Here is a 21,286-nt window from a genome sequence, read left to right as displayed (position 1 = left end):
TGAGAATGGAAACAGCCGTGCAAGAAACTCCGGTCCTACCGGTCCTGGCCACCCATCAAATCACCAAGCGTTACGGCGCCACCATCGCCTTGCGGAATGTGGATTTTCAGGTCCACGCCGGCGAGATTCATGCGCTGGTCGGGGAGAACGGCGCCGGAAAATCGACGCTCATCAAGATCCTGGCGGGCGCGGTGCGCAAGGACAGCGGCGAAATTCGTCTGGACGGCAAAAAAATTGAACTGCAGGAGCCGGCGGCTGCCCAGCGGCTGGGAATCCGGGTGGTGTACCAAGATTTCAGTCTATTCCCCAACATTACGGTAGGGGAGAATCTGTTGGTGGGCCGCTGGCATTCGAGACTGCCGGGCCTGGTGGATTGGAAGGCGTGCTACCGCAGGGCGGAAGAGCTGTTGCAAGGGATCGGGTTTCAGTTGGATGTCCGGAAGCCCCTCAATAGCCTGGGAGTCGCCGAAAAACAGATGCTGGAGATCGCCAAGGCGGTGGCCGAGCAACCACGGCTCCTGATCCTGGACGAACCCACCGCGGTGCTGGAGGAGGAAGAGACGCAACGTCTTTTTGGGGTGGTCCGGAGGTTACGGCAGTCCGGAACCGGAATTATCTTCATCTCGCATCATCTGGAGGAGATTTTTACCCTGGCCGACCGGGTCACAATCCTAAAGGACGGGCAAGTGGTCGATACCCGTCCGACGGCGTCCACCACCAAGGATGAGCTGATTCAATTGATGGTGGGAAGGGAGTTGGGAGATCTCTATCCGAAGCGCATTCGCCAAAGAGGCCGGCCCATCCTGGAAGTGCGGGATTTGGCGGGGGAGAATCGGATCCACCACGTCAATTTCACGTTGCATGAAGGCGAGATCCTGGGATTCGCCGGGCTGGTGGGAAGCGGCCGGACCGAAGTGGCCCGCTGCGTCTTCGGAGCGGACCGGACAAGCGCCGGAAGCATGATGCTCGACGGCAAACCGGTCTCATTTCGCTCGCCCCGCGAAGCTATTGCCGCCGGACTCGCTTTCCTCACGGAAGATCGCAAGAAAGACGGACTCTTTCCGGATGTGAGCATCGAACATAACGTCAGCGCCGCCAGTCTGTCGCAGTTCAGCAAATTGGCGGTTCTATCGGAGTCCAGGGAAGCGGCGGCGGTGAACCGGGTGATTCAAAAGTTGGCCGTAAAACCGAATGAGCCGCGGAAACTGGTAAAACAGCTCAGCGGCGGCAACCAGCAAAAAGTAGCTCTAGCCAAGTGGCTATTGACCGAGTCCAAGGTGATCATCCTCGATCAGCCGACCTGGGGAGTGGATGTGGGCACGATGGTCGAGATCTATCATTTCGTGGCGGAACTGGCGGCGCGCGGCAAAGCGGTGATGCTGATCTCCAGCGTCCTCCCGGAGATCCTGGGCTTGAGCGATCGGATCATCGTAATGCGCGAAGGCGCAACCGTCGCCGAATTCGACCGGCCGGAAGCCACCGAAGAAAAAATTTTGGCACACGCCATGGGGGTGAGCGAATGAATACTAAGACAACGACCATTGCCTCGGAAAATCAAGGCATCCCATTCGGACAGCAGTGCCTGGAGGTTTGGAACCGTTACAGCATGTATATCATCTTCGGCATCATTGTCGTGATCTCGGCCTTGATCTCTGACGCCTTTTTTACCCAAAACAACTTGATCAATGTCTTAAAGCAAGTCTCAGTCAACGGCATCATCAGCATGGGGATGTTACTGGTGATTATCATCGGCGGGATCGATCTTTCCGTGGGCTCGGTTTTGGCGCTGACGGGGGCCCTGGTTGCGGGATTGCAACTGAAACTCCCGTTGTATCAGGCGGTCTCCCTGGCGCTGATCGCGGGAGCCTTGCCCGGCCTCATCAGCGGTTTCTTTATTACCAAGACCAAGATGGCGCCGTTCATCATGACCCTGGCGATGATGACCATCGCCAGGGGGATGGGATTCATCTATAGCAACGGAACCCCCATTCAGGTATCCAATGAGCGGTTTACCGAGCTCGGCGGGGGAACCCTGGGGATCATTCCCTATCCGGTGCTGATCATGCTGGGAGTGGCGCTCATCATTCATTTCATCGTGAAGCGGACCACTTTCGGCCGGGAGGTCATCGCGGTCGGGAACAATGAAGAAGCGGCGCGCCTGGCCGGGATCCCGGTGAACCGGATTAAACTGTTGACCTATACGATCTGCGCCGCGCTCTCCGCGCTGGCCGGAATCGTCTTGACCTCGCGGCTCTATATTGCCGAGCCGATGGCCGGTTCCGGTTTTGAGCTGGATGCCATTGCGGCCTGCGTCATCGGGGGCGCCAGCTTCAACGGCGGGATCGGCAATGTGCCCGGAACATTGATCGGTGTCGTTACGCTGGGATTGATCAACAACATCATGAATTTATTGAATATCCAGTCCTATCCGCAGCAAGTCATCAAAGGCTTGATCATCATTGCCGCCATCGTGGCCCGCCGCGAGGAGAAACGCTGACGCGCTCGAAAGACCCGGTCTTCGAAGGATGAACAACGGAGGTGATACAGAGGGAAGTTTTTCGCTGTCTGCAAGGGTAAACAAAAATAAAAGGGAGGTAATCTTCGATGAAACGGAATCAGTTGTTCTTTGTCCTGCTTTGCGTGCTGGTGTTGGTCACGGGAACCCTGTCCAATCCGATCTCCGCCGCTACCGCCAGTAACAGGCTGAGGATTGGAATGGCCAATTTTACGCTGGGCGCGCCGTATTTCTCCGGAATGTCCAAGGCGGTTCAGGAAGAAGCGGCAGTTTATCCCAACATCCAGCTGTTTGTGACCGATGCCCAAAGCCGGGCCGATAAGTTGATGGCGGATATCGAAGATATGATCAGCAAAGGGGTCAAGGGCGTGATCATCTCCGGCGCCGTCCTGGAATCGCATGTTCCGGCTCTGAACGCGCTGAAAAAGGCCAAGATCCCGGTGGTCCTGGTCGACCGGGAATTAAAAGGCGGCGAGTACACCAGCTGGGTCGGTCCGGACAATTACCAGATCGGCGTCAATAACGGCGAGTATATCGCAAAACGGTTGAATGGTAAAGGCAACTTGGTGCTGCTCAAAGGCGGCCCGGCCGATAACTCTATCGGATTGGCCCGCACCAACGGCGCTTTGAGCGTTTTGAAGAAATATTCCGATATCAAAGTGGTGGCCACCGGCTGGGGCGAATGGAATACCGAAAAGGCTATCAAGGTCATGGAGGATATCCTGGCGGCGCATAAAGACATCGACGCCGTGCTTTGCGAGAATGATTCGATGGGTTTGGGCGCGATGATCGCGATCAAGAATGCTAAACGGGAAAAGGATATCTTCATCGTCGGCGTCGACGGGCAGAAGGAAGCCATTAAAGCCATCATCGACGGCACTAATTTCGAATGCACCGGCATGAATAATTCCGATATCATCGGCAGAGCGGGCTTCAACCGGTTAATGGCGATTTTGGCGGGCTGCAGGGCGCCAAAAAAGACCGTGGTCGATTCGCCGCGGATCATCCGTTCCAACGCCGCGCGGTACTATAATCCCGATAGCGTATTTTAAGGGATTTTTTTGCCGGAAGGGCGGCGCATGGATGATGTCAGCCCGCCTGACGGAGCGGGGAATAACAGAAAAAAGAGTCGGGGTTTTTAGGCCCCGGCTCTTTTGCGTCCGAAAAACTTGATTCGGAAAGGATTATTTCCCCAAATACTCCCGTACCACCTGGCGGACGGCGCCGGGGCCGGCCAGCATCTTTTGGACCATGGCCGCCATCCGGTTGCCGGTGTCGCCGAATTGATAAAGATCTTCGCCCATGATGCCCCGGTTGGCGATGATCTCCTGAAACGCGGCGACCGAGGCGGGATCGCCCAATTTGGCCCGGGAACCGCACGCCGCCAGCAGATCTTTGCGGGGATCGTCTTCCAGGCGGTAGGGCTGGCCCTCATCGTCCAGGCCCATGGCGTACCGGATGAAGCCGGCCACCGGGAGCAGCACCAGGTCCAGCTGTTCCCGGGACAGACCTTTGTGGAGGCCGGCATAATAGGTGTCCATGAAGCGCGGCAACATCTTGGCCGAGGCGTTGAAGGCGATCCGCATCGGATCGTCGGGGATGTTGGGATTGTTCAACCGCTCCCAGGCGGCTTTGGCGAACTCCCGCGGGTCCATCTGTTGCGGCCGCTCGATGGTCTGGATCACGATCTCGATGATCCGCCCGATCAGATCGGTCAGATCCTGATCCTGCATCGCCCGATAGATGCTATAGGTGCCGCGGTAGCCCAGGAGCACCCCCAGGCCGGCGAAGACCGAATGGCTCATGTTGAGGATGCGCAGCTTCATGTCTTCGTAGCGTTTGACCCCTTCATAGCTGGTCTCCATGAAGACGCCGGCGGCCTTTTCGAAGCGCGGCCGTCCGGCGGGGAAGATATCTTCGACCGCCCAATAGCGGGCGCGCTCCGTCACCACCAGGTTCGATTTGACGCCCAGACCGGCCATGACTGCGCCGGTGGTCTCGTCGGGATTCACCGCGATCCGGTCGATCATGCAGTTCGGAAAGGAGAATTGCGCCGGATCGGAGAGATACTTCACAAAACCGGCCGGGGCGAAACCCTTCTCCTCCCAGGCCCGGGCCACGGTGCGCAAGGTGGCGGCGGTATAATGGCCGTTGCCCGAGAAGTTGGTGCAGCTGACCATGGCCAGTTTCAAACCGGCTTTGAACCGCTCCAGGGCGAAAGTAGTCCATTTCGCGGCGTCGGAGTTCACGGTGCCTTCCTCCATATCCTTGACGAGAACCGGATTGATGGGCTCGGCGAATTCCCCGCCGTGGTAGGTGACGCCGTAAGCGCCCTCCGGGGCGTTGAGCGTCGCAAATTGCAGCCGCGGGTCGTGCGCCAATTCGAGCAGTCTGGCCCAGGCCAGGCTGGTGGCGGAACTGTCGAGAAAGAGGATGGTGTCGATGGCCCCTTGGACCTTGGGAACCACCCGGCCCTTTTCATTCTCGAAGATCAGCTGCGTCATTAAGAAATCGGCGGCGGCCAGATCAGTGACATATTTGGGGGAGAAGGTCTCCACGCCCGTCATGACGCCGATGGAGGGGTCTTCGTTCAACAGATCCTGCATGATGTCCCCGGTATGGCCGTAGGCCATTTTTCCGGCCGAGAAACAGACCGACCGCACCGGGAGTTTCTTCCGGTCGTACTGGGGAAGCTCAACCTTTTTTCCTTGCCAGAATGAAGCATTTTCGAGCAACCGCTGGTTGAGTACTTGATAAGCCATGGTCAAGCAAGCCTCCTCTATATTCAACTGTCCTAAAAGCCATGTGATAAAGTCTCTCGAAGCGGAAGTCAGCTTGCAAAAAGATTTAAAACGACTTTATCACTTGCTTTTCTGAGCTTTTGTGTTCACCCTGACTTTCGGGCAGGGTTTATCACAACGCTTCTAAAAGCCATGTGATAAAGTCTCTCGAAGCGGAAGTCAGCTTGCAAAAAGATTTAAAACGACTTTATCACTTGCTTTTCTGAGCTTTTGTGTTCACCCTGGCCTTCGGACAGGGTTTATCACAACGCTTCTAATGGGGGGATGCTTTTATCATAGCTTTAAATCGCGAAAAGATCAAGTGGGGCAAGGGATGGAAACTCATGCGCATGACAAAAACGATCATAAAATTGGACGCTCGGCGCTCCGGGACGGGGTTTTAGGTAGGAAAAAAAGAATTCAGACCGAAATGGATCAGCAATCATAAAAAGGGTAGGTGATCCTCGTGCCCGATTTAATGCCGGTGGTCTTTATCGGTCATGGTTCCCCGTTAAATATTGTGCTGGAGAATGGTTTCACCGCCAGCCTGAAAGGGCTGGGGGAGGAACTGCCTGAACCCCGGGCGATTTTAGTGATCTCCGCGCATTGGCTGACCGAGGGGACCCGCCTCACGAGCGCGCCCCGTCCGGATCAGCTCTATGATTTTTACGGTTTTCCGGAAGTATTATACCGTGAACGCTATGATTGTCCGGGCGCCCCGGAACTGGCCGGACTTTTGAAGGACTCCGGAGTGCAAAGCGACCCGCGGCGCGGCCTGGATCACGCGGCTTGGGCCATCCTGAAACATATCTATCCCCGGGCCGACCGGCCGGCGGCCGAATTGAGCCTCGATTACCGGCAGCCGCCCGCCTATCATTGGGAGCTGGGCAAGCGCCTGGGCCATTTGCGCCGGGAAGGAATTCTGGTCATCGGCAGCGGCAATATTGTCCATAATTTGCGGATGGCCGACTTCGCCAATATGGAGGCGGAACCGTATGACTGGGCGGCCGATTTTGACCGGGAGACGGAACGGCTCTTGGAGCAGAGGGACGATGCGGCGCTGGTCGAGCGGGCGGCTGTTTCCAAGGCGGTTCCCACCAACGAACATTACCTGCCGCTGCTTTATGCCCTGGGAATGACCGGGGCCGGCGAGCCGCTGCGGGTATGGCATCAAAGCTTCCAGAACAAGTCGATCTCCATGCGCAGCTTGGTGATTGGCGGTACCGGCCGGGACAGGAGCAATTGTTCAGGAGAAGGTAAACGAAACGGCGGCGGATCTGTGTTACAATGATTCCAAAAATACGGACGCCCCGTCAGTGACCCGTTGGGGAAGGACGGCGCCGGGGTTCCTTTTGGGGCGGAAGACAAAACGAAAGCGGGTTGGCAGGCGATGGCGGTGCGGTTTTACCGGGACGAAAACTTGCCGTTCCTGGAGATCAAGAGTTGCGACGGGGGAATCCATTCCTCGCGGCGCCATGCCCACGAAGAATTCTCGGTGGGCCTGGTGGTCCACGGCGCGAGCCGGGTCGGCGGCGCCGGCCGGGAGTACCGGGTCGGGCCGGGCAGTTTCATCCTGATTCCGCCCCGGACCATCCATGACTGCAACCCGGAAGATCCGGATCACTGGCGTTTCAACATGCTCTATCTGAAGCGGGAGTGGGTCGTTTCGCTGCTGGACGAGGCCGAAAGCGACCTCGGTATCGCCGTGAAAACATTGGCGCTCTCCGACTACCAGCGGGCGCGGCAGTTCATCGCCGCGCTGGAAACGGATCTCCCGGCGCTGGAGAAGGAGACCCGCCTCATCGTGGAGCTCGGCTATTTCTTCGACTTCGAAAGCTATTTTCAGATCCCGCCTTCCCAGTCCTGCGGGGAGCTTCGGACCGTGCGGCGGGCCGAGGAGTATTTACGGGCCAATTTCCGGGAAAAGATCAGCCTGGATCAGCTGGCGGCGGAGGCCGGCTTGAGCAAGTATCACCTGGTGCGGCTGTTTGAGAAGACGTTGCAGACCTCGCCCCACGCCTATCAGACGATGCTCCGGATCAACTTCGCCAAGGAGGAACTGCGGCGGCGCCGGGCCGCTTCGATCACCGCCATTGCCCAGGAGGCCGGGTTTTATGACCAGAGCCATTTCGTCAAGGCTTTCAAGCAATATTCCGGGACCACGCCCATCGGCTACCGCCGCGCGATGGGTTCTCGGGTCCAGCGGTAACCAGTCGAATTCAACTAAAATCGCGCAATTTTTTACTAGGCCCTTGCTTCCGCAACCGTTATGATAATGGAAAACCGTCGCGGAAGGAAGGACCATGCGCAATCACGCCTGCCTCGGCCATCTGCTGGCCGTGCTCACCATCCTGATCTGGGGTACCACCTTTATCTCCACCAAAATGATTCTCCGGGAGTTATCTCCGGTCGCCATCTTTTATGCGCGCTTTGCCATCGCTTTATTGTGCCTGTTATTCCTGCGGCCTCGCGCCTTGCGCTCCGGGAAGAGTTGCATTTCGCCGGGTTGGCGCTGGCTGCCTCCCTGCTTTGCTTCGTGATGTGGAACCGGGCGGTGCCAGCCATCGGGGTGGTGAAGACCAGCAGCGATATTTATCGGGTGCCGCTGTCACTTCGGGCCTGGTATTGAACGAAATGTAACGGCCTGGTGCTGCTCGGCGCCGGGCTAATCCTGGGCGAGATCTTCGTGGCGGAGCGGAGAAACCGTCTCTTGACGGGAAGCCGGTGGCTGCCCCGCCGGAATCGGACCGGGTACGGCCCGGATGCGACGTAAAGCCCCGGCTGGAGCCCGCCTTCGCACTGAAAACCAATTTCATGGAGGATGAAACGATGAAAATTGTGATGCTGATCGATCCCCAATTGCCGCTCGGCTTGATCGCCAACACCGCCGCGGTACTGGGTCTGAGCCTCGGCAATCAAATCGAGCCGGTGATCGGACCGGCCATTCCCGATGCCGACGGGAGGGAGCATGCCGGAATCACCGGGGTGAGCATTCCCATATTGAGCGCCACGCGCGCCGAGATTCAGGCGCTGCGGGAGAGTTTATATGACCCGGAGCATGCCGCTGTCGGCGTGATCGATTTCAGCTCCGTGGCGCAACGTTCCAAAAGTTACGAGGATTATACCCGGTCGCTCGCGGGAAGCGGCGGCGGCGACCTTCAATATCTCGGGATCTGCCTATTCGGGCCGGAGCCGCAGATCAACCGCTTGACCGGAAATATGCGACTGTTAAGGTAATGGGAATCCTTCGTCAGACAATCATCGTGTCATGATCCATCGCGCAGAAGAACGAGACGGGTCATGGAAGTCACCCCATTTCCGACGCGACCATCACCCGGCACCAGCCGGTGGTCGCGTTTTTTTATATCTCATTTCCCTTGGTTTGGCAAGCGCTATCAACTTACGCCGGATTGGTTATATTCGCAATTCGCTGAGAAATAGCTGAGCTTGACTGACTGGACAATCGTTTTGATTCCGTAATGAAAAAAGGATGGCGATGACTGCCGTAGTTTATCTTGGATGGAAGTGAACCCTGACAGCACTGCCGTAGTTGGTTTGGTTACGCGGTGAACCGCGGCAATCATGGCTACGGTTCATGGAGAACGGCATTTTCAAAAGGGGAGGCGGTAGGTTTCAACCGATTTTCACACTATACGAAAGGAAACGCGGAATCGTTTATCGAATAAATCATGCAATTCGAGGAAGGAAATGGAAAGGGTTAAGGAATTATAGGGATATCATTCGGTAAAAGGAAGCGCATTACGATACGTCCAGGCGGCGCTGGTTTTATTGCTTTTTATGGCGGAACCCTTCACATAAAAATAATCTGGTCGAGGACAGCAATATGTTAAAATTAGTAAAACCGGATATCCAGTATCAAACGCAATACCGCGAAATGCTGGACGATTGGCGGGCCTCCGGCGAGGAGCCGAAGCCTTGGGTGTTGCAAAAAGATTGCACGGATTTTCAGGCGCTGGTGGAAAAGTTGGAGGGTCTTTCCCGAGGGATAAACGTTCCGGAAGGTTTCGTTCCCAGTACAACATTTTGGGCTTATGACAATGAAACGGACCAGATCGTAGGCGCCGTCAACATCCGGCATTCTCTGAATGATCTGCTTCTGGAGGCTTTCGGGAACATCGGCTATGGCGTCCGACCGGGCGCGAGAAGAAAAGGATATGCGACCACCATCCTGAAATTGGCGCTCGCAGAGTGCAAAAACCTTAATCTGAAAAGGGTTTTACTCGGGTGTTACCGCGAGAATGTCGCATCGGCCCGAATAATCCTCAAAAACGGCGGGGTTTTGGAGAATGAGGTTTTCGACAATGACAGCGGGAAGCTCATTCAGCGGTATTGGATCGAAATTGAATGAGAGGATAGAAACCCAAAAAACAATTTCCGTGGTTAAATCACTGCGAAGGAGTCGGAGGAGAATATGAAAAAAGTCATCGGTATTTTGGGCGGCATCAGCTCGGCATCGACCATTCAGTATTACCGGAAGCTAACGGAGCTGTATTATGAGCGGCACCGGGACTATTACTACCCGGAGATCATCATTCGGAGCCTTGATTTTCAGTATTTCACCGATTTGGAGAACGAGCATAAAACGGAAGAGTACATCGATTATATTGTGCGGGGCCTTGTTTCGCTGGAGAAAGCCGGCGCCGATTTTGCGATCATGGCCGCCAACTCGCCCCATTCGGTCTTCGACGAGGTGGCTCGCAGGGTGCGGCTGCCGTTGCTCAGCATCGTCCGGACGGCGGCCTAAAAGGCGCGCCAATTGCATTTGAAAAAATTGTTGCTGACCGGAATCCGCTATACGATGCAAGCGGATTTTTACCCGAAAGTCTTTCAAGAGCACGGGCTCGAAGTCATCGTTCCCAGCGCGCCGCATCAAGCGGAGATCGATGCAATCATCTTCGGCGAGCTGGTCATCAACAACTTTACAGCCGCCGCCAAACGGCGCATGTTGGAGATGATCGCCGCCTATGACGTCGATGGCGTGATCCTCGGCTGCACCGAGCTGCCGCTGCTCATCACCCCGGCCGATTGCCCGGTTCCGGTCCTGGACACCTTGACGCTGCATGCCGAGGCGGCGTTGGATTATGCGCTGGGGGATGACACTTGGAATGTTGAGCCAATATGATCATTAAAAATGGCGGGATTTTAGAATGAAATTGTCAAAAGGGGATAGGGCAAGACATGTAACGGTATTGGACAACTGCTGAAACGGTACCAAATTGCCAGTGAATAGGGGGCATGGACATGGCGACTCAAAAACCGCCCGGTAAAGCAGCCGGCTTGCAACGCCGAATCCCGGATATGGCCGGGCAGCCGGTGCAGCCCGTGGAACGGCTGGTTTTCATCGATAACATCCGTTGGGTCATGATCGTCTTGGTCGTCCTGCACCATCTCAACAATACTTATGGCCAGGTGGGCGGCTGGTATTACATCGAGAGCCATCCGGTGGACCCGGTCTCCAGGATCGTATTGACGATGGCGGTCTCCTTTTCGCAGGCCTACTTTATGGGACTGCTCTTTTTGATTGCCGGTTATTTCGTCCCGGCTTCTTATGACCGTAAAGGCGCCGCCCGGTTCCTCGGGGACCGCGCGATCCGCTTGGGCGTTCCGGCCCTGCTGTTCATGGGCGTGCTCTATCCGTTGACAATGCTGATCATTTGGCATTTTGACCATCACACTCCGGCGCACCTGCTCTCCGTATACCTTAACTATCTATTTTCGCAACGCTTCCTCGGCTCCTCGGGGCCGCTGTGGTTTGCATGGGCTTTACTCATCTTCTCCATCGGTTATGCGGCTTTGCGAATCGTTGGCGTCGCCAAGAACGTTTCGTCAACGGATTGCTCAGAGCCTTTGAAGGCAAGCCACGGTCGAGTTGGCTGCGTCATTTTGATCATGGCCGCGCTGACTTTTCTGGTCCGGCTGGTCCAGCCCATCGGGACGGATGTTTACAACATGCAGCTCTGTTTTTTTCCGCAATATATTATCCTTTTTAGCCTGGGGATCATTTTATACCGCCGCAATGGTTTGCTGAACATCCCGTACCGGTTGGGAACGGCTTGGTTCAAAGCCGCTTTGGGATTGGGGATTCCGCTTTGGATCGCGATTTTGTTATTGGGAGATGCGTTTAGGGATATGCGGCCTTACTTTGGCGGCTTTTATTGGCAGGCGGCGGCTTATGCGGTTTGGGAGTCGTTCTTCTGCGGCGGAGTCTGTCTGGGTTTACTGGTGTTATTCCGCGAGAAATGGAACCGCCAGGGAAGAATCGCCGCTTTCCTTTCGCAAAACGCCTTCGGGGTTTATGTTTTGCATGCGCCCGTTTTGGTGGGGATAACCCTGTTGTTGCGGAAGATTACGATGATGCCGTTGCTCAAAACGGTGCTGGCGGGACTGGTCGTAGTGCCGCTTTGTTTCGGGGTCAGTTATTGGGCCCGGCGGATTCCCTGGCTGAGACGGATATTGGCGTAGAGCGCCGGAGACTCCTGCTCGAAATCTTTAATGAGAAAAAAAGAGGTAACCATGCCGGAAGGTATCTTGATCGGCAAGGGCAGGACCGCTGAAGTATACCGCTTAGAAAACGAGCGGGTCCTGAAAATCTTTTATGATTGGGTTCCCGCGGCTTGGATCGAGGCTGAGGCCGAGATAGGAGCGGCGGTGCACGCGGCCGGCGTGCCCGCTCCGGCGGTTTACGGCCTGTTCGATGTCGATGGGCGGAAAGGCTTGTTGTATCAGCGCCTTGACGGCCCTTCGCTGCTGGGCCGGATCGAAGCCAAGCCGTGGCGGATCATGCATTACGCCCGGCAGATGGCTAAGTTTCACCGGCAAATCCATGCGGCGAATGGCGCGGGTTTGCCCGGGCAGAAGGAGCGTATGGAGTCCGCGATCCGTGATTCCGTCGCCCTATTCGGCCTGGGCGCGAACCAAGCACCGATTATAGCACATCTGCGGCGGCTGCCGGAGGGTTCCAGCGTTTGCCACGGCGATTTTCATCCCGACAACATCCTAGGCGTAGAGCGGAAATGGGTGGCGATCGACTGGAGCAATGCCACTGCCGGGAATCCCTGCGCCGATGTGGCCCGGACCGTACTGATTCTCGATTCGCCATACCTGCCGCCGCATATCCCCAAGGCTACCCAGGTGCTGCTAAAAGCGGTCAAGCGTTTATTAAGAGCGGTCTATTTGCAGGAGTATCTGCGGTTGGCCAGGATCGGGTTCGAAGCGGTCGCGGTGTGGCTGCTGCCGGTGGCCGCCGCCCGGCTGTGCGAGCAGGTACCCGGGGAAACGGAGTGGTTGCTGAAGATGATTCAGCGATACATGAAGGAATTATAAAAAAAACCTGTGAAAAGGACTGATCCGTACTGCGAATCAGTCCTACATTATTTTGATTTTGTATCTGAATTTTGCGCTCAGGCAGGTTTATTCCTCCGGCCCGCGCCGCGGCACCACCAGGAACTCCAGCTCCGGATGTTTCTGGGCGGTGTTCTGGAAGGACCATTCGCTGCGGAAGAGGGCCACCGGTTTTTCGTTTCTGTCCAGCACCAGCAGATCGCCGCTGAGATTGACCGATTGGGTGTTTTTGCCGGCGATCCAGCGGGCCATCACGTAGGGCAGGTGTTGGATATAGATATCCACGCCGTATTCGCCCTGCAGCCGGTATTGGAGCACGTCGAACTGGAGGCTGCCGACCACGCCGACCACGAAGGACTCCACGCCGTAGTCCGGCTGGCGGAAGAGCTGCACCGCGCCCTCCTGGGTCAGCTGGGTAATTCCCTTGATGAACTGCTTGCGGCGCATCGAATCCTTGGGCTGGACCCGGGCGAACTGCTCCGGCGGGAAGACCGGGAAGTCCTCGAAGCGGAACTTATCGCCCATGGGGCAAAGGGTATCGCCGATGCCGAAGACCCCGGGATCGAACAGGCCGACGATGTCGCCGGGATAGGCCTCCTCGATGATCGCCCGGTCCTGGGCCATGAACTGCTGCGGCTGGGCCAGCTTCAACGGCTTGCCGGTCTGCAGGTGGTAAACCTCCATGCCCCGGACGAACTTGCCGGAGCAGATCCGGGCGAAGGCGATCCGGTCGCGGTGGGCCGGGTTCATATTGGCCTGGATCTTAAAGACGAAGGCCGAGAAGCGTCCGTCATCCGGGGCAATCTCCCCGGCGTCGGTGCGGCGCGGCGCGGGCGGCGGCGCCAGCCGCAGAAACTCCTCCAGGAACGGCCGGACGCCAAAATTGGTCATGGCGCTGCCGAAGAACATCGGCGTCAGCTCGCCGCGGCGCACTTTGGCCAGATCGAAATCGTCTCCGGCCAGGTCGAGCAGTTCGATCTCACTCTTCAGATTCTGGTGGACCGCCTCGCCCAACAGCTCGGCGAAAGAGGGGTCTTCGACGCTGCCGACCGTCGACGGCACGATGTACTGGCCGTGGCCGCCCTCGGTATCGAAAAGCTCGATCTGGGCCTTGCGGCGGTTATAGACGCCCTGGTATTCACCATGGATTCCCACCGGCCAATTCATCGGGTAGGAACGGATGCCGAGCACCTTTTCGATCTCTTCCATCAATTCGAACGGGTTCTTGCCGACCCGGTCCAACTTATTGACAAAGGTGAAGATGGGGATCCCCCGTTGTTTGCAGACCTTGAAAAGCTTGATTGTCTGGGCCTCCACGCCCTTGGCGACGTCGATCAGCATCACCGCGCAGTCGGCCGCCATCAGGGTGCGGTAGGTGTCCTCGCTGAAATCCTGGTGGCCCGGGGTATCCAGAATATTGATGCGGAACCCTTCGTAATCGAACTGCAGGACGCTGGAAGTGACCGAGATCCCCCGCTGCTTCTCAATCTCCATCCAGTCGGAGACGGCGTGGCGTTGCGCCTTGCGGGCCTTGACCGAGCCGGCCAGATGAATGGCGCCGCCGTAAAGCAGCAGTTTTTCGGTGAGGGTGGTCTTTCCGGCGTCCGGATGCGAGATGATCGCAAAGGTCCGGCGCTTTTGAATCTCTTCCTGTAAGAGCGGCTCTGTATCCGGCATCATAAACCTCCAAACATCCAATCGCGATGGACCCAGTCCATCATGTACTACAACAATCAAATATTATATCATGAACCGGCGAGGGTGCGGAAGGGGTCTCAAGTGATAATTTTATCCAATATGCTCCAATAAGTCTTCCAGGGACTTGGACGGAACCCGACAATTTGGTATACTGTATCCTGGGTAACGAAAAAGAATCCAAACGGATCGTTTCCGGTAAGGCGGAGCGACCCTGAAGAGGAATGGCGATGATTACATTAGCTCGAGCCGAAAGCGGCGACGCGGCGGAATTGCGGGACATTCAGGCGGCGGCCTTTGCGGCGGATGTCGCCCAATACGGCTGTGGGCCCGAGGGCCATGACGCGCTGGAATGGCACTTGAATCTCATTGAAAAGCAGAGCTTATACTTTAAAATATTGTATCAGGCGAAAATTGTCGGCGGAGTCGTGATTTTCAGCCGCGAAAACGGGCATTATCATCTCGGCCGGATCTTTATCGCCCCGTCCCATCAGAATCTGGGGATCGGCGCTGCGGCGCTCCGGGCGCTCGAAGAACGGTTTCCGGACGCCCGGAAGTGGACGCTGGATACTCCGTACCGGAACGTTCGCAACCACCATTTCTATGAGAAGCTGGGTTATATGAAGGTCGGGGAGACCGAACCCGATGCCGGAAACGGCTTTTATTTGTTTCTTTATGAAAAACAATTTTCGAGATAAAGGAGCGGACCCATGGCTAACATTCTAATCAAACAGTTGTTCCGCGAGACGCCGCAGTTTCTGAACCAGGCGATTCTGGTCTCGGGCTGGGCGCGGACCATCCGGGACTCCAAGAGTTTCGGCTTTATCGAGTTGAACGACGGCTCGTTCTTTCGCAACCTGCAGATCGTCTTCGACGACAGTCTGCCGAATTTCGCCGAAGTCGCCAAGCTGGGAGTGGGTTCGGCGCTGACAGTCGAGGGCAATCTGGTGGAGAGCCCCGGCGCCAAACAGCCTTTCGAGCTGAAAGCGACGCGGATCACGGTGGAGGGCGTCTCGGCCCCCGACTATCCGTTGCAGAAGAAGCGGCACTCCTTCGAGTTCCTGCGGACCATCGCCCACCTGCGGCCGCGCACCAACACCTTCGCGGCGGTCTTCCGCATCCGCTCGCTGGCCGCTTATGCCATTCACCAATTCTTTCAGGAACGGAATTTCGTCTATGTCCATACGCCGCTCATCACCGGCAGCGATTGTGAAGGGGCCGGTGAGATGTTTCGCGTAACCACGCTGGATCCGGCGAATCCGCCCCGCAATGAGCGGGGAGAGGTCGACTACTCCCAGGATTTCTTCGGCAAGGAGACCAATCTGACGGTCAGCGGCCAATTGAACGGCGAGACCTACTGCATGGCCTTCCGGAACATTTATACCTTCGGCCCGACCTTCCGGGCGGAAAATTCCAACACCGCGCGTCACGCGGCGGAGTTCTGGATGATCGAGCCGGAGATCGCCTTCGCCGAACTGCGCGATAACATGGATCTGGCCGAGGCGATGATCAAGTACGTCATCAACTATTGCCTGGAGAACGCCCCCGAGGAGATGGAGTTCTTCAACAACATGATCGATAAGGATCTCTTCCAACGCCTCCATAACGTGGTCAGTTCGGAGTTCGCCCACGTGACCTACACCGAGGCCATTGAGATTCTGCAAAAGAATAAGGACCAATTCGAGTATCCGGTGGACTGGGGAAGCGACCTTCAGACCGAACATGAGCGGTACCTGACGGAGCAGATCTTCAAGAAGCCGGTTTTCGTCACCGATTATCCCAAGGAGATCAAAGCCTTTTATATGCGCCTGAACGACGATGATAAGACCGTGGCCGCTATGGACCTGCTGGTGCCGGGGGTCGGCGAGATCATCGGCGGCAGCCAGCGCGAAGAACGCTACGATGTATTGGAACGGCGCCTGGATGAGTTGGGCTTGCATAAAGCGGATTATTGGTGGTACATGGACCTCCGCAAATACGGCGGGACGAAGCATGCCGGGTATGGACTGGGCTTTGAGCGGCTGATCATGTATCTGACCGGAATGGCCAATATCCGGGATGTCATCGCCTATCCCCGGACGGTGCGGACGGCGGAGTTTTAAGCCGTGGGCCGGACGGAGCAGGGAATTGAAAACAGCGCGGGACGCTACAGTGCGATCCCGCGCGTTTTAGCATTGATTACTTTTGAGGGGGTTGCGGGCTCCGGCCGGGAGGTGCTGCTACTCAAAGGGGCGCCGGACAAGAAGATCTGGCCGAACCTGTATAACGGAGTCGGCGGCCACGTGGAGGCCGGTGAGGACGTATTCGGCGCGGCGCGGCGGGAGATCCGCGAGGAGACCGGGCTTACCGTAACCGATCTCCGGATGCGGGGGATCGTCCATATTGACGCCGGAGCGGCCCGCGGGATCCTGATGTTCGTCTTCACGGCCCGGAGCGAAACTCGCACAGTCGTGGCGAGCGGCGAAGGCGCGCTCGAATGGTGGCCGGCGGACCGCTTGCCCGAGGCGCGGACGATGGTCGCCGATCTGCCGTTGCTCCTTGCGAAGGCGTTGGGGAGGCCGGCGGACGCGCCGCCATTCAGCGCCAGGTATTGGTATGATGAAGCCGACCGGTTGCGAATGGAGTTTGACGGGTAAGCGCCGCACGAGAAAGCAGCGCGAAGGTGGGGCCGTCCGGTAAATTTGCTTCCTCCGTGTGCAAGAGCAAACCGCTGCCCGGTGGCGGGCCGGGTTCACAATGGCAGGACTTTATCGCCTTTGGGAGCGCCGGGATGAAGTTCCCGCCAACATCCTCCAAATAAAAAAAGTCCCACCCGCCGGAGCGGATGGGAGAAATGAGATAACCACAACAATTTCATTCTCGTACGGCAATGTTGGAAATGGATTTAGAATGATCAAAACGGAAAAATAATTCGCGCGCCTCTTTTGGCGAGCCGGTCACCGGATCCCGTGAGCCGTTGAAACGTTTTTTCTGACGGTTTGACTGAGAAAAATTTTTTCAAGACCGTTCCCCGGAAGCCATGACCACTGATTGTGCAATGCCTGGCGGACCGGACTCTTGAAAAAAGCAGCTTGGCGGAACAAAACCCTTTCGTTTGCGAACGAAGGGGTTTTGTTTTTGTTATCGATTTCGGTTGAATATTGCATTGGAAAATCATGATGCCGGAAATAAGGCGGTTTGAAACAGAATGATAATTTTGAAAAAAATTTTTTCAAAAAGAAGGAAGGAGATCCTTTAATGTTATAGTATATGATATTACAGGATTTAAACGAGAAAATAATTTTCATAGCAGGTAAGTTTATTTACGTTTTGAAATGGATTCTATTTCAAAAGAATAATTTCACCAGAAACTTGTTGCAATCCACTGCCCTTATCTTTGCGATACCCATTCTTTCAAGAACGGGCAGTTTTTCAAATCCAGGCGGAAAGGGGTGAAAACGGCCAATGGGACCGGCTGCGGGGAAAAAGGTCAGACATGATTAACTGCAGTCAGACCAGGAGTTTTCGACGATCCGGTTTCGAGTTGAAGCGCAGGACCCAAAAACCAAATCATAACGGGAGGTAGAATTGATGAAAAATTTCCGAAGAATGGGCTTAATGGCGTTGGCGGCGGTGTTTGTATTCACGGCGGCCTTTAGCAGTTTCGCCGCGCCCAAAAAGTATGTCTTGAAGTTCAACCACGTGCTGGCGGAGTCCGAACCGTTCCACCAAGGCTTTTTGAACTGGGCCAAGCGGGTGAACCAGCGGACCAAGGGCGGCCTGGAGATCCAGGTGTTCCACAGCGCCCAGCTCGGCGTGGAAGAGGATATCATCGAACAGCTGAAGATGGGCGCCAATGTGGGTCAGAATACCGACTCGGCCCGTCTCGGCATGTACGTTCCGGAGATCGCGGTAATGAACGCCCCCTATTTTGTGGACAGCATCGAAGCTGTCATGAAGCTCAACAACCTGCCCTCGATCAAGAAATGGGAGAAAGAACTAGCAGACAAACACGGGATCAAGATTCTCTCCTTCAACTGGGTCCAGGGCCTGCGGCACATGGTGACCAACAAGCCGATCCGCACCCCTGGCGACTTGAAAGGCCTCCGCATCCGGACCCCGGGCGCGCCGATCTGGCAGGAATCCATCCGTTCGCTGGGCGCCGCTCCGGTGGCGATGCCCTTCGGCGAAGTCTACGTCGGAATGCAACAGGGCGCCGTCGACGGCGCGGACCTGGTCTACCGCAATGTGACCGGGGCCAAGCTCTACGAGGCCGCCAAATACATGAGCGAGACCAAGCACATCTTGTTGATCAACTTCGAAGTCGTCGGCAAACGCTTCTTTGACAGCCTCCCCGCCAGTTACCAGAAGATCCTGGTCCAGGAATGCTCCAAGGCGGGCTTGGAGACCTCCCGGGTGATGGAGAAAGAAGTCGTCGAGATCAAGAAGGACCTCGCCAAACGCGGCATGACCATCGTCGAGGATGTCGACGTGGCGGCCTTCAAGAAAGCGGGCGAGGCCGCCTACAAGGCGCTGAACCTCACCAAGGTGCGCGATCAGGTTTATAAAGAAATGGGCAAGAAGAACTGAGCCGTTCCGGACGCGCGTTTCGCTCCGGACATGCCGGGGCGCGGCGCCGGGATATTTCAAAAGCGTTTCCAGCCCTGCCGTGAGTGACAGGGCTGGAAAACCATCCGTCCGCCGGAATGTGCGGGCCGGAATCGGCGGACCGGTTTTCCGACCGGCCGCAATTCATGAAAGATCGTAGAGAGCAGGGGTGTTATACCGTGAAAGAATTCTATGAGTTTATCGGCAAGGCGGAGGTCTTCATCGCCAAGGTTGCCTTGGCGGCCCTTACGGCGCTGGTGTTTGGCTCGGCCATCGCCAGGACGCTCCATCATCCCATCGTTTGGGCGGTGGATATGGCGACCTTCCTCTTTGCCTGGTGCGTCTTTCTCAGTGGCGATGTGGCCATCCGCCGGGACAAACTGGTCAGCATCGATCTGGTGGTCACCCGGTTACCGCAGAAAGCGCAGTTTTACATCAAGCTTTTCAACCAGTTGGTCATCATGCTGTTTTTGGCGGCGTTGATCGGTTTCGGATTTTGGCTCTCCTATACGACCCGGCTGCGGACGTTCCAAGGGATGCCGACTTTCAGCTATACCTGGGTTACCTTGAGCGTGCCGGTGGGGTCGCTGTTGATGCTGGTTACGACGATCCTGAAAGTCAGGGAACAATTGAAGCGGGGCTATCAACGCCTGCAAAGCCCGGGATCCGCCAAAGAATTTCTCTAGCCGCGGTCCGGCAAGTTGCGGACGGCTCAGCGTTCCGCCTTCAAAGTCTCATTGTCCCCGACCGCCGGATAGGGCGGTAACCTGTTATTGATATATAAGATGAAATAAATAATCCGAACCAGCTTTTCCAGCCTTAAAGCATGGCTGGAAAAGGGTAAAGAGTGGAATTTATTTCATCTTATCCAGCAAGGAAAATATGTCGCCAAGTTTTTGTTCGGAATATTTAGTGCGACATATATAGTAAGGAGGATTGCATACATGGTATTGGTCATAAGCCTGTTTTTTCTCTTTATGATGCTGGGGATGCCGGTCGCCTTCGCCATCGGCATTTCGGGATCCGTATTCTTCCTGCAGCAGTCGTCGCTGCCGTTTACCATACCGGTCCAATTGGTGCTGACGCAGACCCAAAGCTTTACCTTGCTGGCGATCCCGTTGTTTGTCTTCGCCGGCAACCTGCTCAACGAGACGGGCATCACCCAGCGGCTGATGAAGCTGGCTTCGGTGCTGGCCGGCCACCTCCGCGCCGGACTGGCCCAGGTCAATGTGGTTCTCGCCACGCTGATCGGCGGCATCACCGGCTCGGCGATCGCCGACGCCTCGATGCAGGCCCGGGTATTGGGGCCCGGCATGACGGAGAAAGGCTATTCCAAAGGCTTCTCCGCCGGCATCATCGGTTTCGCCTCGCTGATCGTCACGATGATCCCGCCCGGCATCGGGCTGGTGCTGTACGGCAGTATCGGCGAGGTCTCGATCGGACGGCTTTTCGCCGCGGGGATCCTCCCCGGATTGTTGATGGCGATCTTTATGATGGGCTCGATCGCGATCACCGGGCGGATCAAGGGCTATCAGCCTGAACGGGCCAAGCCGGCCTCGCCGAAGGAGATCGCCACGACGTTTATCGATTGTATCTGGGCGTTTCTCTTTCCGATCCTGCTCATTGTCGGCTTGCGCCTGGGGTTTTTCACGCCGTCGGAGGCCGGCGCCTTCGCGGTGGTCTATGCGATCGTCATCGGCGCCTTGGTTTACAAGGAATTCACCTGGGAGCGTTTTCTCAAGACCCTGCAGGACACGGTGCTCGATATCGGCATGATCATGCTGCTGATCGCGTTGTCGGCGATCTTCGCCTACGGGATCACCTGGGAACAGCTGCCGCAGCAGTTGGCCCAATTCATGCTGGGCATCTCCAGCACTCCCTGGGTCATCATGCTGATTATCATCGCCTTTCTGCTGGTGGCCGGGATGTTTATGGATTCGACGGTGCTCATTTTGCTCCTGACTTCCATTCTGCTGCCGGTCGCCAAGCAAGTGGGCATTGACCCGGTCCATTTCGGGATCGTGATGGTGATGACGCTGACCATCGGGTTGTTGACTCCGCCGGTCGGGGTGGTCATGTACATCGTCTGCTCTATCTTTGAATGCTCGATCGGCGAGTTTTTCAAGGAGTCCCGGTTGCTGTTGATCGCTACCGTGGCGGTTATTTTAGCGATTATCTTCTTCCCGGACTTGGCGCTGTTCATTCCCAATATGATCTTCGGCAAGGGGTGAGCCGGGTTATCGGGTTTTCAGGCGTCGGGCGTTCGCAGTGCCAGGAATTCGGAGCCCGGCGCGGTTTTATACCGCTGGCACAGGATGGATGACTGACAGCGATTTTCCAAGAGAGA

General features: G+C 56.5%; 18 protein-coding genes and 1 pseudogene. 17 read left to right on the top strand and 2 right to left on the bottom strand.

Features of this window, described 5'->3' with window-relative positions:
- The first annotated feature begins 5 nt into the window (after positions 1 to 5).
- From EDC14_RS17215 to EDC14_RS17205, 3 genes are all read left to right on the top strand, one after another.
- Entirely contained in the window at positions 6 to 1,523 is a 1,518-nt protein-coding gene (locus tag EDC14_RS17215) for a sugar ABC transporter ATP-binding protein (RefSeq protein WP_132015548.1), read from the top strand.
- Positions 1,520 to 2,497, top strand: a complete 978-nt coding sequence (locus EDC14_RS17210) for an ABC transporter permease (RefSeq protein WP_132015547.1) — start codon at positions 1,520 to 1,522, stop codon at positions 2,495 to 2,497. Before EDC14_RS17215 ends, EDC14_RS17210 begins: the two co-directional genes overlap by 4 nt.
- Positions 2,498 to 2,604: 107 nt before the next feature.
- The gene (locus EDC14_RS17205) at positions 2,605 to 3,567 is read left to right on the top strand and encodes a substrate-binding domain-containing protein (RefSeq protein WP_132015546.1); all 963 of its coding nucleotides are present in this window, start codon (positions 2,605 to 2,607) and stop codon (positions 3,565 to 3,567) included.
- 132 nt (positions 3,568 to 3,699) lie between these two features.
- Here EDC14_RS17205 and EDC14_RS17200 read toward each other — a convergent pair whose 3' ends face one another.
- Positions 3,700 to 5,277: a mannitol dehydrogenase family protein gene (locus EDC14_RS17200; RefSeq protein ID WP_132015545.1), complete on the bottom strand. Its 1,578-nt coding sequence runs from the start codon at positions 5,275 to 5,277 to the stop codon at positions 3,700 to 3,702.
- A 484-nt stretch (positions 5,278 to 5,761) separates the two neighbouring features.
- Here EDC14_RS17200 and ygiD point away from each other — a divergent pair, with 484 nt between their 5' ends.
- The 8 genes and pseudogenes from ygiD to EDC14_RS17160 all read left to right on the top strand — a co-directional run bounded on the left by ygiD (position 5,762) and on the right by EDC14_RS17160 (position 12,639).
- The gene (ygiD, locus tag EDC14_RS17195) at positions 5,762 to 6,586 is read left to right on the top strand and encodes a 4,5-DOPA-extradiol-dioxygenase (protein WP_243662987.1); all 825 of its coding nucleotides are present in this window, start codon (positions 5,762 to 5,764) and stop codon (positions 6,584 to 6,586) included.
- A 99-nt stretch (positions 6,587 to 6,685) separates the two neighbouring features.
- The gene (locus tag EDC14_RS17190) at positions 6,686 to 7,504 is read left to right on the top strand and encodes an AraC family transcriptional regulator (protein ID WP_132015544.1); all 819 of its coding nucleotides are present in this window, start codon (positions 6,686 to 6,688) and stop codon (positions 7,502 to 7,504) included.
- A 94-nt stretch (positions 7,505 to 7,598) separates the two neighbouring features.
- Entirely contained in the window at positions 7,599 to 7,835 is a 237-nt protein-coding gene (locus EDC14_RS17185; protein ID WP_132015543.1) for an EamA family transporter, read from the top strand.
- A gap of 289 nt (positions 7,836 to 8,124) precedes the next feature.
- The gene (locus EDC14_RS17180; RefSeq protein ID WP_132015542.1) at positions 8,125 to 8,532 is read left to right on the top strand and encodes a DUF2000 domain-containing protein; all 408 of its coding nucleotides are present in this window, start codon (positions 8,125 to 8,127) and stop codon (positions 8,530 to 8,532) included.
- A gap of 607 nt (positions 8,533 to 9,139) precedes the next feature.
- A complete protein-coding gene (locus tag EDC14_RS17175; RefSeq protein WP_132015541.1) occupies positions 9,140 to 9,664 on the top strand; it encodes a GNAT family N-acetyltransferase in 525 nt (174 codons plus the stop codon).
- Positions 9,665 to 9,727: 63 nt separating this feature from the next.
- Positions 9,728 to 10,438: pseudogene (locus EDC14_RS17170) on the top strand (aspartate/glutamate racemase family protein).
- A gap of 119 nt (positions 10,439 to 10,557) precedes the next feature.
- Positions 10,558 to 11,778 (top strand): acyltransferase family protein, encoded by a 1,221-nt coding sequence (locus EDC14_RS17165; protein ID WP_165908093.1) that lies wholly within the window; start codon positions 10,558 to 10,560, stop codon positions 11,776 to 11,778.
- Between the two features lie 51 nt (positions 11,779 to 11,829).
- On the top strand, positions 11,830 to 12,639 hold the full coding sequence (locus EDC14_RS17160) for a phosphotransferase family protein (RefSeq protein WP_165908092.1): 810 nt from the start codon (positions 11,830 to 11,832) through the stop codon (positions 12,637 to 12,639).
- Between the two features lie 87 nt (positions 12,640 to 12,726).
- On the opposite strand, the gene EDC14_RS17155 is transcribed toward EDC14_RS17160, so the two are convergent.
- Positions 12,727 to 14,334: a peptide chain release factor 3 gene (locus tag EDC14_RS17155; RefSeq protein ID WP_132015538.1), complete on the bottom strand. Its 1,608-nt coding sequence runs from the start codon at positions 14,332 to 14,334 to the stop codon at positions 12,727 to 12,729.
- Positions 14,335 to 14,582: 248 nt separating this feature from the next.
- Between EDC14_RS17155 and EDC14_RS17150 the strand changes: the two genes are divergently transcribed.
- The 6 genes from EDC14_RS17150 to EDC14_RS17125 all read left to right on the top strand — a co-directional run bounded on the left by EDC14_RS17150 (position 14,583) and on the right by EDC14_RS17125 (position 21,170).
- Positions 14,583 to 15,050 carry a GNAT family N-acetyltransferase gene (locus tag EDC14_RS17150; RefSeq protein ID WP_165908091.1) on the top strand — a complete coding sequence of 156 codons (468 nt, stop codon included), beginning with the start codon at positions 14,583 to 14,585 and terminating at the stop codon, positions 15,048 to 15,050.
- Between the two features lie 12 nt (positions 15,051 to 15,062).
- Positions 15,063 to 16,454, top strand: a complete 1,392-nt coding sequence (gene asnS / locus EDC14_RS17145) for an asparagine--tRNA ligase (RefSeq protein WP_132015536.1) — start codon at positions 15,063 to 15,065, stop codon at positions 16,452 to 16,454.
- 3 nt (positions 16,455 to 16,457) lie between these two features.
- Entirely contained in the window at positions 16,458 to 16,988 is a 531-nt protein-coding gene (locus EDC14_RS17140) for an NUDIX hydrolase (protein ID WP_132015535.1), read from the top strand.
- Between the two features lie 934 nt (positions 16,989 to 17,922).
- On the top strand, positions 17,923 to 18,921 hold the full coding sequence (locus tag EDC14_RS17135) for a C4-dicarboxylate TRAP transporter substrate-binding protein (RefSeq protein WP_132015534.1): 999 nt from the start codon (positions 17,923 to 17,925) through the stop codon (positions 18,919 to 18,921).
- Positions 18,922 to 19,118: 197 nt separating this feature from the next.
- Positions 19,119 to 19,625 (top strand): TRAP transporter small permease, encoded by a 507-nt coding sequence (locus tag EDC14_RS17130; RefSeq protein WP_243662986.1) that lies wholly within the window; start codon positions 19,119 to 19,121, stop codon positions 19,623 to 19,625.
- Positions 19,626 to 19,883: 258 nt separating this feature from the next.
- Positions 19,884 to 21,170, top strand: coding sequence for a TRAP transporter large permease (locus EDC14_RS17125; RefSeq protein ID WP_132015532.1), 1,287 nt, complete (start codon positions 19,884 to 19,886; stop codon positions 21,168 to 21,170).
- Positions 21,171 to 21,286: the final 116 nt, after the last annotated feature.

The organism is Hydrogenispora ethanolica, from assembly GCF_004340685.1.
GTDB classification, from domain to species: domain Bacteria; phylum Bacillota; class UBA4882; order UBA8346; family UBA8346; genus Hydrogenispora; species Hydrogenispora ethanolica.
Note: the sequence above shows the minus strand (reverse complement) of the source record. Positions and strands in the feature narration are given on the sequence as shown.